The organism is Paludibacterium sp. B53371 (assembly GCF_018802765.1).
Taxonomy (GTDB): domain Bacteria; phylum Pseudomonadota; class Gammaproteobacteria; order Burkholderiales; family Chromobacteriaceae; genus Paludibacterium.
On the sequence record NZ_CP069163.1, the window covers coordinates 448,674 to 462,511 of the forward strand.

11 protein-coding genes are annotated in these 13,838 nt (G+C 60.9%); all 11 read left to right on the top strand.

Annotated elements, in window-relative coordinates:
* Positions 1-35: 35 nt before the first annotated feature.
* Positions 36-578 (top strand): hypoxanthine-guanine phosphoribosyltransferase, encoded by a 543-nt coding sequence (locus JNO51_RS02160; protein ID WP_215780824.1) that lies wholly within the window; start codon positions 36-38, stop codon positions 576-578.
* Between the two features lie 185 nt (positions 579-763).
* Positions 764-1,501, top strand: coding sequence for an S-methyl-5'-thioinosine phosphorylase (locus JNO51_RS02165; protein WP_215780826.1), 738 nt, complete (start codon positions 764-766; stop codon positions 1,499-1,501).
* Positions 1,502-1,575: 74 nt separating this feature from the next.
* A complete protein-coding gene (locus JNO51_RS02170) occupies positions 1,576-2,568 on the top strand; it encodes an SDR family oxidoreductase (protein WP_215780828.1) in 993 nt (330 codons plus the stop codon).
* Positions 2,565-3,137: an SIS domain-containing protein gene (locus JNO51_RS02175; RefSeq protein WP_215780831.1), complete on the top strand. Its 573-nt coding sequence runs from the start codon at positions 2,565-2,567 to the stop codon at positions 3,135-3,137. The genes JNO51_RS02170 and JNO51_RS02175 overlap by 4 nt, the downstream gene beginning before the upstream one ends.
* Complete coding sequence (locus JNO51_RS02180; protein WP_215780833.1) at positions 3,134-4,651, top strand: PfkB family carbohydrate kinase; 1,518 nt, start codon at positions 3,134-3,136, stop codon at positions 4,649-4,651. The genes JNO51_RS02175 and JNO51_RS02180 overlap by 4 nt, the downstream gene beginning before the upstream one ends.
* A gap of 18 nt (positions 4,652-4,669) precedes the next feature.
* A complete protein-coding gene (locus JNO51_RS02185; RefSeq protein WP_215780836.1) occupies positions 4,670-5,770 on the top strand; it encodes a radical SAM protein in 1,101 nt (366 codons plus the stop codon).
* A 116-nt stretch (positions 5,771-5,886) separates the two neighbouring features.
* Complete coding sequence (locus JNO51_RS02190) at positions 5,887-10,392, top strand: glycosyltransferase (protein ID WP_215780838.1); 4,506 nt, start codon at positions 5,887-5,889, stop codon at positions 10,390-10,392.
* Entirely contained in the window at positions 10,389-11,051 is a 663-nt protein-coding gene (locus tag JNO51_RS02195) for a hypothetical protein (RefSeq protein ID WP_215780840.1), read from the top strand. Before JNO51_RS02190 ends, JNO51_RS02195 begins: the two co-directional genes overlap by 4 nt.
* Entirely contained in the window at positions 11,051-12,058 is a 1,008-nt protein-coding gene (locus tag JNO51_RS02200; RefSeq protein ID WP_215780842.1) for an aminoglycoside phosphotransferase family protein, read from the top strand. The genes JNO51_RS02195 and JNO51_RS02200 overlap by 1 nt, the downstream gene beginning before the upstream one ends.
* Positions 12,039-12,887 (top strand): transketolase, encoded by an 849-nt coding sequence (locus tag JNO51_RS02205; RefSeq protein WP_215780844.1) that lies wholly within the window; start codon positions 12,039-12,041, stop codon positions 12,885-12,887. The genes JNO51_RS02200 and JNO51_RS02205 overlap by 20 nt, the downstream gene beginning before the upstream one ends.
* Entirely contained in the window at positions 12,880-13,800 is a 921-nt protein-coding gene (locus JNO51_RS02210) for a transketolase family protein (RefSeq protein ID WP_215780845.1), read from the top strand. The genes JNO51_RS02205 and JNO51_RS02210 overlap by 8 nt, the downstream gene beginning before the upstream one ends.
* Positions 13,801-13,838 lie beyond the last annotated feature (38 nt).

Genomic DNA, 13,838 nt, shown 5'->3' on the forward strand with positions numbered 1-13,838 from the left:
CCTGCGGCGCGGGGGTTTGAAGTAAAGGAGTCAGCATGGCAAACGTAGCCGAAGCTCTGGGCATTCTGAATAGCTCGGACATTCTGTTCAGCGCGGAAGAAGTCAGCAGTGCCGTAGATCGCATGGCCGAAGAAATTACTGCCAAGCTTGGGGAAGCCTATCCGCTGGTGCTGTCCGTCATGGGTGGTGCCGTGGTCTTTACCGGCCAGCTGTTGCCGCGCCTGCATTTCCCGCTGGATTTTGACTATGTGCACGTGTCCCGCTATGGCGACAAAACGCACGGTGGCGAGCTGGTGTGGAAACAGGCCCCGAAAGAAGACGTTCAGGACCGCGTGGTACTGGTGCTGGATGACATTCTGGATGAGGGGCATACCATGGCCGCCATTCGCGACAAAGTCATGGAAATGGGTGCCAAGGCATTCTACAGCGGTGTTTTCGCCAATAAGCTGATCACCAAGGAAAAGCCGATCCTTGCCGATTTCGTCGGCATCGACGTGCCGGACCGTTATGTCTTCGGTTATGGCATGGACGTCCGTGGCGCCTGGCGTAACCTGCCGGCCATCCATGCCCTGAAGTAAGTTTTTCCGCCCCTGGGCAAGCTGACAGGCCGATGCGATGCATCGGCCTGTTTGCTTTTCTGCGTGGGGAGAGGCAAATCGCCCAAAGAGAGGCGTTCGGCGCTTTGCCACCCTATCCCTTGCCCCGCAAAGGCTATACACTCCCACCCATAGTGTTGCGACATAATTTATGGATGGAGGGCAGCATGCTGGCAATCATTGGCGGTAGTGGTCTGGCGCAACTGTCGGTTCTCGAAGTGACGCACCGGCAGGTCGTGCGTACGCCATTCGGCGAACCGTCTTGTGCCCTCACGTTCGGACTGGTGGGGGAAAGCCATGTCGTTTTCATTGCACGTCATGGTTATGGCCATTCCCTGGCGCCGCATGAAATCAACTATCGCGCCAACATCTGGGCGCTCAAGCAGCAAAACATCAAAGGCATCATCGCCATCGGCGCGGTGGGGGGCATTCGCCCCGACATGACGCCGGGGACGCTGGCGTTGCCTGATGATCTGATCGATTACACCACCGGGCGCGAGCATACCTTCTTCGAGGGGCTCGACAAGCCGGTGGTCCACGCCGACTTTACCCATCCCTATTGTCCCGACTTGCGTGCCCGCCTGCTTCAGGCTGCGGCCAAAGCGTCGATTGATCTGGTCGATGGCGGTGTCTATGCCTGCACCCAGGGGCCGCGCCTGGAAAGCGCCGCCGAAATTCGCCGGCTGGAGCGTGATGGCGCCGACATGGTCGGTATGACCGGCATGCCCGAGGCCGCGCTGGCGCGGGAGCAGGATTTGCCGTATGCCATGCTGACCGTCGTGGCAAACTTTGCCGCCGGTCGCGGGGAAAGTGGCCATAAAGTCGACTTTTCCGGTGCCTCGGCTGTGCTGGCGACCTCTTTGCCCTCCGTGGAACGGATATTGCTTCAAATGCTCAATTCCTGACCTGGCAGGTTCGCTCATTCAAGTAAGGCCGTTTGAGGCCGATACAATATTCATTCTTATTGGTGTGACGATAGATGAAAGCTCTTGTTACCGGTGCCGCCGGGTTTATCGGTAGCCATCTGGCGGAAATGCTGCTTGAGCAGGGCGCCGAGGTGGTGTTGGTTGATGATCTTTCCACCGGGAAACGGGCACATATCGAGGCATTGCTGGCCCGGGGCGCCTGCACTTTCCATCAGGTGGACATTCGGGATCGCGCCGCGCTCGAACCTTGTTTTGCCGGTGTGGAGCAGGTGTTCCATCTGGCTGGCCGCGCCGATATCGTGCCGTCGATCGATGATCCGGAAACCTATTTTTCGGTGAATGTGCAGGGCACGCTCAATGTCCTGCAGTCGGCGCGTCTGCATGGCGTGCGTCGCCTGGTGTATGCCGCTTCCTCCTCCTGCTATGGCATTCCGGATGTTTACCCGACGCCGGAAACCTCGCCGATCCGCCCCGAATACCCCTATGCCCTGACCAAGGCCATGGGGGAAGAGCTGGTGATGCACTGGGGCAAGGTCTACCATCTGCCGGTGGTTTCCCTGCGGTTGTTCAATGTCTACGGCCCGCGTTCGCGTACTGCCGGCACCTATGGTGCCGTGTTTGGCGTCTTCCTGGCCCAGAAGCTGAAAGGCCTGCCGTTTACCGTGGTGGGTGACGGCGAGCAAAGTCGTGATTTCACCTATGTGACGGATGTGGCGCGTGCTTTCATGATGGCCGGCGCCTCCCGGGTCGAGGGCGAGATCATGAACGTCGGCAGCGGCGGTCATTACCAGGTCAATCGCCTGGTGGCCCTGCTGGGCGGTGAAAAAGTGCATATCCCCAAACGTCCCGGCGAGCCGGACTGCACGTTTGCCGATACTGCCAAGATTACCCGGCTGCTGGGCTGGCAGGCCGAGGTCCCGCTGGAGCAGGGGGTCGCCAATATGCTGGCCTGCCTGGAAGACTGGCGTGATGCGCCGGTATGGACACCAAAAAGCATCGAACAGGCCACCAAGAGCTGGTTCGACAACCTGGGGGACAAATCATGAATAGTGCAACCCTGTCAGGCGCCTGCGAGCGCTTTTCCGGTGTGATGAATGGTTTGCTGTGCACTCAGGCGGATCGACCGGTCCCGGCGGATACGGCCATTGCCGCCCTGCTGGACGCGCTGGTGACCCTGCGGCATGCCGGTGGCTCGGTGTTCATCATCGGGAACGGTGGCAGTGCCGCCGTGGCGGCGCATATCCAGAATGATCTGGTCAACAAGGGCAAGTTGCGTGCCCAGGTGCTGCACGAGCCATCGCTGATGACCTGCATGAGCAATGATTTCGGTTATGACCAGGCCTTCGGCCGCATGGTGGGACTGTATGCCCGCAAGGGCGACATGCTGATTGCCATCAGCAGTTCGGGCAAGTCGCCCAATATCCTGCAGGCTGTGGCTGCCGCGCGCGAAGCGGGGGCCTCGGTCGTGACCTGTAGCGGCTTCACTGCCGAAAATCCCCTGCGTACGCTGGGGGAGATCAATTTCTGGAGTCCCTCCGGCGATTACGGTGAAGTCGAAGTCTCTCATTTGTTCTTGCTGCATTACGTGGCGGATTGTCTGGCGGAGCGCACATGACCGAGCACAAGATTCATTCTCTCGACGATCTGGCAGCGATTGTTGCCCAGCTGAAAGCGCTGGGGCGCAGGGTGGTGTTGTGCCACGGCACGTTCGATCTGATGCATACCGGCCATATCCGCCATCTGCAGAGCGCCCGCAAGCTGGGTGATGTGCTGGTGGTGACCCTGACCGGCGACCCCTTCGTGCGCAAGGGACCCGGGCGCCCGGTGTTCGGCGAGGACCTGCGCGCCGAGAACCTGGCCGCATTGGCCTGCGTGGATCATGTCGCCATCAATCATGCCGAGACGGCGATCAATGTGATCCATGCCCTCAAGCCCTCGCTGTACGTCAAGGGCAGTGATTATGTCGATGCCGGTACCGACCTGACCGGCAATATTGCGCTGGAAGTCGAGGCCGTTCGGGCTCACGGTGGCGATGTGCATTTCACGGATGAAATCACCTTCAGCTCCACCAGTCTGCTCAACAACCATTTCGATGTGTTCTCGCCGGAAGCGCGAGCGTTTCTGGCGGACTTCAAGCAGCAATATCCGCTCGACGAATTCATCGCCCGCGTCAAACAGCTCAAGTCGCAGCGCGTGCTGGTCGTCGGGGATGCCATCATCGATGAGTATCACTATGTGTCGACGCTGGGGCAGACGGGCAAGGGCAATACCCTGGCCGTGCGCTACGCCTCGGAAGAGCGTTTCGCCGGTGGCGCCATCGCCGTGGCCAATCATGTGGCCGGTTTCTGCCAGGAGGTGACGCTGCTGACGGCACTGGGCAAGGAGCCCGGCACACGCGAGTACGTGACCGAGAAGCTGCGCCCCAATGTCCAGCTGCCGACCATCGAGTTCCCGACGGCACAGACGCTGATCAAGCGACGTTTTGTCGATCAGGAGCTGCAGCGGCTGTTTGAAGTGTATTTCGGCGGCGTGGAGCAGGAGCGCACCACGCTGGATCAGCAGGTTTGCCAATGGCTGGCCGAGAATGCGGGCGACTACGATACGGTGATCGTGCCGGACTTCGGCAATGGCATGATTTCCCGTGAAATCGCCAATGCCATCTCGCGCCATGCCCGTTTCCTGGCGGTCAACACCCAGATCAACAGTGGCAATCGTGGCTATCACGTGATTACCCGCTATCCGCGTGCCGACTTCCTGTGCCTGAACGAACCCGAGGCCCGTCTGGCCGCGCATGACCGGTTGTCGCCGCTGGAAATGATTGCCAGCGAACTCAACGGTCGTCTCTCCGCCAGGGCGACCGCCATTACCCGCGGCAGTCAGGGGGCCCTGCTGGTCGGTCAGGATCGCATGTTGTCGATCCCGGCGCTGTCCTCCAAGGTGGTCGATCGCATCGGTGCCGGCGATGCCTTCCTGTCGCTGGCCGGTGCCTGCATGGGCGCCGGGCTGCCGGCGGAGATTGCCGTGCTGGCGGGCAGCATTTCTGCCGCGCTGGATGTGCAGATCGTCTGCAACCGCGAGCCGGTCGATCCGGTATTGTTCTTCAAGTACGCGACCACGCTACTCAAGTAAGCCGGGAAAGGCCGTGATATGGACAAGTTTTTGATCGACAGCCACAAGCTGATCTATCACCCGAAGCGCGTGGCGCAGCTGCTGGAAGTCGGCGATGACTGGGAGCGTGCCAAGTCGGTCTATCCGATTTATCTGGAGATGGCGCCGGTGGGCGCCTGCAATCATCGTTGCACCTTCTGTGCCGTAGATTACATCGGCTACAAGGCGGTGATGCTGGACGAGCAGGTGCTGGCCGAGCGCATTCCGGAAATGGCGCGTCTGGGCGTGAAGAGCATCATGTACGCCGGGGAAGGCGAGCCGCTGCTGCACAAGAAGATCAACGAGATCGTGGCCATGACCAAGGCCAGCGGCATCGATGTGGCGTTCACGACCAATGGCGTGTTGCTTAATCAGCGTTTTGTGGAAGAGTCGCTGGACAAGGTGTCGTGGATCAAGGTGTCGCTCAATGCCGGCAGCGCTGCCAGCTACGCCGCCATTCACCGCACGCGCGAACGTGATTTCCAGCGCGTGATCGACAACCTGCGGGCGGCCAGCGATTACAAGCGGGCGCACGGGCTGGATACCGTGATTGGCGTGCAGACCTTGCTGCTACCGGAAAATGCTCACGAGATGGTGGAGCTGGCACGCATTTGCCGTGATGAAATCGGTGCAGATTATCTGGTGATCAAACCTTATTCACAGCACCTGTTCAGCGAAACGCATGAATACGAGCATGTCAATTATCAGGGGTATCTGGATCTGGCGGCTCAGCTGGAGCCGCTGAATACCGATCAGTTCCAGGTGGTTTTCCGTGCGCATACCATGCGCAAATATCAGGAAGACCCGCAAACCCGTTACAAGAAATGCCAGTCCACGCCATTTCTGTGGGGCTATGTCATGGCGGATGGCCGTGTGTACGGCTGCAGCGCCTATTTGCTCGACCAGCGCTTTGAATACGGCAACATCAACCAGAATACCTTCCAGGAAATCTGGGAGGGCGACAAGCGCCGGGAAAACTTCCGCTATGTGCGCCATGACCTGGATATTCACGAGTGCCGCAAGAATTGCCGCATGGATGAGGTCAACCGTTATCTGGACCGGCTGGTGCAGCAAAGCGTGCCGCACATCAATTTCATTTGAGCGGCTCCGGCGCGGCGCGTTATGTTGTCTGAATTATTATTTGCCACTGCCATGCCCTGGTGACGGATGGGGGTATGGCGGCGAAAACCATTGAGATTCCGAAATCGGGAGGGTGCATGATTTCTATCGTCATTCCAGCGTATAACTATGGCAAATATCTGCCAGCGGCCATCGACAGCGTGCTAGCTCAGGGCATCGACGACCTCGAGATCCTGATCTGCGATGACGCGTCGACCGACAATACGCCGGAAGTGATTGCCGAATACGAGGCCAAGTACCCTTGCGTGCATGGTTACCGCAACCTGGTCAATCTGGGCGCCATCCTCAACTACAACTATGCGGTCGGCCTGGCTCAGGGCGAGTACGTGATGGTGGTCAGTGCCGATGATGCGCTGATGCCCGGCGCACTCAAGACGCTCAAGGCCGCACTGGATGCCCACCCGGAGTGCGGCTATGCCTTCGGTCGCTATAACGTTCAGCAAGCCGACAATAATATTTTCAAACTGCAGCATCCCGGCTGGCTGACCGAGCCCTATGCCGGTACCCGCGATGAATTTGCCCCGCAACTGGCACATGACTGCTACATCCAGATCGGCTCGACCCTGTTCCGCAACGAGGTCCTGCAGCTGCGCGAGGCCTTCTTCGATGTGACGCTCAAGGCCTTCCCGGGGGAGCGCTTCTTCCGCGCCACCGACTGGGACATGATGCTGGATCTGAGCCTGCGCAATGTGCGCGGGGTATTCACCAACGAAGTGATTTCGGTGTTCCGCCAGCATGCCAAGCAGGCGTCCAGTGTGGATACCTATGCCGCCAGCGGGATGGCGATTGTCGAGCACATGCTGTTGCTGGACCGCTATCTGGTCGAAACCAATCTGCCGCGTCTGAGCGGTCAGCTGGGTAATATTTTCACCCTGCTGTATGGCAAATACCTGTTCTATGTCGAGCACGCCAATCCGCCGAGCCAGGAGATGGATCAGTATATTCACGAGCGCTTCGAGTATTTCCGCCAGCGCTTCAATACGCTGATCAAGATGGATCCGCTCACCGTGGTCTCGCCGGCCTTGCGTGCCGTGCTGAACAAGTCGACGCGCCAGAGCCAGATCGCGGTGCAGGACGGACCGTTCTTCTCGGTGATTGTTGCCGCTTACAAGCGCCCGCGCATGCTGCAGGATGCCGTGGCCAGCATTCTGGCGCAGACTTGCCAGGACTTTGAGGTGCTGGTGGTCAATGATGGCGGTGACATGATGGAAAACACCGTCGAATGGGCTGGCCGTGATCCGCGTATCACCTATGTCCGTCAACCTAATCGCGGCCTGTCTGCAGCACGAAATACCGCCATCAAGCTGGCCCGTGGCCAATTTGTCTGCTTCCTGGATGACGATGACCTGATGCAGCCGAATCACCTGCAGGTGCTGCGCGATGGTCTGGTGGCCAATCCGGAGTGCGTGGTCTACACCGGCGCTGAACTGGTGACGGAGTCGGTCGACAAGGGCGTGCGCCGCGAGGTGAAGCGTTCCCGCTACTTCGTGCATGAAGATTACGACATGGTTCGTCTGCAGGTGGCCAACTACCTGCCGGTGAATATCTATGCCTTTGCCCGCGCCTGGTTCGATCAGGTCGGGGTGTTCGATGAAACCCTGACGGCGCTGGAGGACTGGGATCTGCTGATTCGCCTGTCTCGTGCCACTCAGTTCATCCATTTGCAGCAGACCACGGTCGAAGTGCGGCAGCGCGAAGATGCCGAAGATCACATGACCGGCCGTGAGTCGGGACGATTGAAGGCGCTGTTCAGCAAGATTTACGAACGTTATGACGACATGGGCAATGCCCTGATCCGTGTCGGCCGTGCCGCCGTCATGGCTGCGGATCATCCGGCCCGTGCCTCGGCGGGGTCGACAGAATACCTGCTGTGGCAAGACGCCCATGGCCTGCGCGAAGTCGACGTGGAAATCCTGGCCGAACGCATGCTGACCAAGTGGCACCGCAAACCGCTGATCACCCTGGTGATGAAGGTGGCGCAGGCCAATCTGGAGGCGCTGGGTGGCACCATCCAGTCTCTGCAGCAACAGATGTATCAGACCTGGCGGCTGATCGTGGTGGCCGATTTCCCGGCCCCGGATCCGATTTTCAACAGCACCGATCTGCTGGGCTGGCTGGAGGTCGAATCGCTGGAGAACGACGAGCAGGTGGTGGCCGGGCTGAATGCCATTGTGACCGACCTGCCGGGCGACTGGCTGGCACTGGTGCCGCCGGGCACCGAGCTGTCGCCGGAGTGCCTGCTGCGTCTGGGCGATTATGTCCAGGGCAAGGATCATCTGGCCGCCGTCTATACCGACCATGACCAGTTGCTGCTGCCGGGCAGCTTCTCCGATCCGCAGTTCAAGCCTGACTTCAATCTGGAGTACCTGCTGTCCTGGGACTACATCGGTGCTGCCTGCGTCTTCAATCAGCAGGCCGTGATGAATGTCGGCGGCTTTGCCGCCTTCCCGGGCAAGGAAAGCTACGAGCTGTTGCTGCGGATGTCGCAACAGTACGGCGAGTCGTCGATCGGCCACATTGCCTTCCCGATGTTCCACCTGCCGCAGGTCGAAGAAGGTGTGCTGGAGTGGACCGCACAGCGGGTGGCGATCGAGCAGCATCTGGCACGCCTCGGCCGCCCGGGGCAGGTGCTGGACGGTGCCCGTCCCGGCATCTTCAAGGTCGAGTACCCGGTAGAGGGTCAGCCGCTGGTGTCGATCGTGATCCCGAACCGCGACAAGCTGGAATTCCTGCAGCCCTGCCTGGAAAGTCTGTTCGCCAAGACCGCCTACCAGCACTTCGAAGTGCTGGTGGTGGACAACCAGAGTCAGGACCCGGATGTACTGGATTACTACGAACGTGTGGTGGCGGAGTATCCGGATCGCGTACGGGTGGTGTCTTACGATGCACCGTTCAACTTCTCGGCGCAGTGCAACCTCGGGGCCGGTGCCGCTCGTGGCGACTATGTCCTGTTGCTGAACAACGATATTGAAATCGTTCAGCCCGAGTGGCTGGAGCGCCTGCTGATGCATGCGCAGCACTCGGAAGTCGGGGCTGTCGGCGCCAAACTGGTGTATCCGGAAACCGGCATGGTTCAGCATGGCGGGATCGTGCTGGGCAATGGCCAGATCATGCTGGCGATCGGCAATCACTACGGCATGGACTGCAAGCTGGATGATCCTGGCTACATGAACCGTAACCAGTGCGACATGAGTCTCTCCGGCCTGACCGGCGCCTGCCTGCTGGTGCGCCGTGATGTGTACCAGGAGGTCGGCGGGTTCAATGAAGAACTCAGCGTACTGTTCAATGATATCGAGTTCGGGCTGCGGATCAGCCGCGCCGGTTACAAGCTGTTGTGGACGCCTTATGCCATCCTGGTGCATCACCATGGCATGAGCGTCAATGCCCGTCTGGCCGATCCGATCGAGCAGGGCCGCTTTGCCGAGCGCAGCAAGCGCGAACACATGTATATGTTCGAGCACTGGATGAAGGAACTGGCCAATGACCGGGCCTACAACCGCAACCTGACCCTGCGCAACACCCCGCTGACCATCGAGCATGGCATTCCCTATACCTGGGATCCTGAGTTCACCGAGCGGCCACGCATTCTGGCTGCCGCCATTGCCGGCGGCAGTGGCGAGTATCGTGTGGTGCAACCGCTGCGTGCGCTGGCGGTGGCCGGCAAGGCTCAGGTTTGCTGCATCCGCATGGAGCAGAACCGTAACCTGATGCCCAAGCCGCTGGAAATCGAGCGCATGAATCCGGATGTGCTGGTGTCGCAAAACGGCTTCAACGACATGCATCTGGAAACCTCGCGCTTCTATCGTGAGTTCTTCCCGGAAAAGCTGCGCATCGTGACGATCGACGACTTGCTGACGGATCTGCCGGAAAAGAGCTCGCTCTACAAGCACATCAAAGCCAACTTCCGCGATGCGCGCCGTCGCATGCGCGAGTGCCTGGCGCTGGTTGACCGTGCCATTGTCTCGACCGAACCACTGGCCGAAGCCTGCCGCGACCTGATCGGCGATGTGCGCCTGGTGCCGAACCGACTGAACAAGGAAATGTGGTGGAATCTGCGCTCGAAGCGCAGCGTCGGACCGAAGCCGCGTGTAGGTTGGGTCGGCGCGCAGCAGCATCAGGGTGACCTGGAGATTATTCAGGAAGTGGTGCGGGCCACGGCGGATGAAGTGGATTGGGTCTTCATGGGCATGTGGCCCAAGGAGCTGGAGGATCTCATCAAGGTCAAGCGCAACTGGGTGGCCTTCAAGGATTATCCGGGCACCATGGCCAGTCTGAATCTGGACCTGGCGATTGCCCCGCTGGAGGTGAATGCCTTCAACGAGAGCAAGAGTAATCTGCGTCTGCTGGAGTACGGTGCCATGGGCTGGCCGGTGGTGTGTACCGATATCTATCCGTACCAGACCAACCAGGCGCCGGTGAAGCGTGTGCCGAACACGGTGGAAGCCTGGACCGATGCCATCCGTGAGCGGGTGCATGATCTGGATGCCGCTTATCGCGAAGGGGATGCCCTGCGTGAGTGGGTGGGTCGGCATTATCTGCTGGAAGACCACCTCGACGAGTGGGTGCAGGCGTTTACCCGATGAAACGGCAGGCTGCGGTAGCGGACGTGGCCCAGGCTGCGTCCGGCCCGCTGATCATCGGCATCGATTTCGACAATACCATTGCCTGCTATGATCAGGCCTTTGCCCGCGTGGCTTGTGCCATGGGACTGCTGGACGAGGCCAGCGGTCTCGACAAGGCGCAAGTCAGGCAGCGGGTGCGCGAACAGGCCGGCGAGCAGGCCTGGATGCGTTTGCAGGGGTTGGTCTATGGCCGGGAAATCGGTCTGGCCAGCGTGTTCCCCGGCTTTGATCAGTTCGTGCAACGGGCCAGGCAAGAGGGCGCCGTACTGCGCATCATCAGCCACAAGTCCCGCTATGGTCATTTTGATCCCGAGCAGGTGGATTTGCGCCAGGCGGCCATGGACTGGATGCTGCAGCGAGGCTTCTTTGCCCCCGATGGGCTGGGCTTTGTCGCGGGGGATGTCTCGTTTCACGACGAGCGGGGCGAGAAGTTGGCGGCCATTGCCCGTCAGGGCTGCCGGGTGTTCATTGATGATCTGCCCGAGGTCTTGCTGGACGGCGCCTTTCCGCCAGATTGCCGTGCGCTGTGGTTTGCGCCCGGCAACCGGCAGCATCCGCCGCTGACGGCCCTGCCTTCCTGGGCCACGCTGAGTGACGTGCTATGGCCTGCTGCAACGTGATGACGATGAAAGACCTGGCCGAGGGCCTGCTCGGGATGCCCGTGCAGTCCTGTGAGCCTATGCCGGGGGGCGGCAATAACCAGCTGTTTCTGCTGGCGGTGGCCGGGCAGCGTTATGTGCTGAAGCATTATCCGCCGGATGACCGTGATCGCCTCGGCGCGGAATTCGGTGCGTTGCGTTTCCTGTTCCGGCATGGTGTCACGCTGACGCCACAGGCCATTGCCTGTGATCCGGCGCGGCGGATCGCCATCTACGAATGGATTGAGGGGGTGCGCCCGGAGGCACTGGCGGCTGCGGATCTCGAGCAGATGTTCTCCCTGGTGGCCGCGCTGGACCGATTGCGTCTGGCGCCGGATGCGCAGGACTTGCCGGCGGCCTCGCACGCCAGCCTGGATTTCGCCGCGCCGCAAAGGCAGTTCGCGCAGCGCTGGCAACGTCTTCAGCCTGTGCTGTCGCAGCATGAGGCGCTGCGCGATTTTGCCCTGAATACGCTGCAGCCCTTCCAGCAGGGCCTGCTGGCGCCGTATGCCGCGCTGCTGGCGCAGCATGGCTGTGCGCTGGCGGCACCGCTGCCGGCGTCCGCCCTGTGCCTGTCGCCGTCGGATTTTGGCCGGCACAATCTGCTGCGCCGCCGCGATGGCCGTCTGTGTTTTCTTGATTTTGAATATTTTGGCTGGGATGACGCAGTGAAATTCAGCTGTGATCTGGTCTTGCATCCCGGTTCTGCCCTGTCGCCCGCCATGCGCCGCATGGCACTGACCCGGGCGCTGCAGCAGTTTGCGCCGCGCGACCCGCTGTTTGCCGCCAGGCTGCCAGCCATGCTCGGGCTGTGCGGCAGCCTGTGGTGTCTGATTATTCTGAATGTGTTTATCCCCGAGATCTGGCAACGCCGCGTGCTGGCGGGCGAGCAGCGCTCCCTGGCCGAGGCCGGTGCACAGCAGCTTGAGCTGGCCCGGGGGTTCTTCGTGCAATTGCAGGAGGTGATTGATGACTGCCCATCCTTCTGAGCTCAGTGTGGCCGCGCTGGATGCGCGCTCGCTGGCTTTGCGTCAGCTGGTGGTATCGGCCATGGTGGCCGCCAAGCGTGGCCATCCCGGTCCGGCGCTGTCGCTGGTCGAGGTCATGCGTGTGCTTTACGACGATATTTTGCGTGTCAGGCCCGACGAGCCGGGCTGGCCGCTGCGCGATCGCTGCATCCTCAGCAAGGGGCATGGCTGCCTGGCCTGGTATGCGATTCTGGCCGACAAGGGATTCTTTCCGCGTGAAGAGCTGCAGACTTTCTGCCAATACGATAGCCGCCTGGGCGGCCATCCGGAATTTGGCAGTCTGCCTGGTGTCGAGGCCTCGACCGGGGCGCTGGGGCATGGTCTGTCGATCGGCCTGGGTCTGGCTCTGGCGGCACGCATGCAGAAGCAGGATTGGCGTGTGTTCGTCGTGACCGGGGATGGTGAACTGAATGAAGGCTCTGTCTGGGAGGCCGCGATGTCGGCCGGCAAGCATGGCCTGGAAAATCTGGTGGCCATTGTCGATCACAACAAGCTGCAGTCCTATGGCCCGGTCAGCGAGGTGCAGGACATGGCCCCGCTGGCCGACAAGTGGCGCAGCTTCGGCTTCGGTGTGCGCGAAGTGGATGGCCACGATGTGGTGGCCTTGCGCCAGACCTTGCAGCAGTTGCCGTTTGAAGCCGGCAAACCGTCGGTGCTGATTTGCCACACCATCAAGGGCCGGGGCATTCCCCAGGCGGAGAACAACCCGGACTGGCACCACAAGAATGCCCTGACCGAGGCTGAACTGGCGGCGATCCAGACCGCGCTGGGAGGAGGGGAGCATGCGTAATACCTGCCTGAACATGGTCTATGAGCTGGCCCAGCAGGACCCGCGTGTCGTGTACATCGGGTCCGATCCTGGTCCCGGTACCCTGTCCAAAATGCAGGCGGCGTATCCGGACCGTTTTTTCATCGAGGGTATCTCCGAGCAGAATGTGATCGGCATGGCCGCCGGTCTGGCGATGGCCGGTTATATCCCGTATGTGAATACCATTGCGACCTTCCTGACCCGGCGTTGTCTGGAGCAGGTGGCGGTCGACGTGTGTCTGCACCAGTTGCCGGTGCGTCTGATCGCCAATGGCGGCGGCATGGTGTATGCCCCGCTGGGGCCGACGCATACCGCCATCGAAGACATTGCCCTGATGCGCGCCTTGCCGGGGATGGCCGTGGTGGTGCCGACCGATGCCGAGGACATGCGCAGCTTCATGCCGTCCACGCTGCAGTGGCCGGGGCCGATGTATATTCGCCTGGCCAAGGGCAAGGATCCGGTGGTGGCTAACCCGCTGGGCCGCTTCGATATCGGTGTCGGTCGTGCCTATGGCGAGCCGGGCGAGGTGCTGCTGGTGGCGACCGGCATCATGGTGCATGCCGCGCTGGAAGCGGCGAACGGCTTGCGCGCGTCTGGGGTGGATTGTGCGGTACTGTCCTTGCCGACTGTGGTGCCGATGGATGTGGCCTTGCTGACGCAGATGACCGAAAAGGCCCGGCTGGTGGTGACGGTCGAAGAGCATCTGCGTGACGGAGGCCTGGGCACGGCTGTGCTGGAGACCCTGGCGGACCTGCCGCGCCCCATGCCGGTGATCCGGCGTCTGGGCTTGCCCGTTGCATTTCGGCATCAGTATGGCAGCCAGGCCAATCATCTGCAGGCAGAGGGATTGACCGCCGCCGGGATCGTGCAAACCGTGCAAATGGCCCTGAATTGAAGGCCAGCCGAAGGACGGCAAAACCCTGGTATATATAG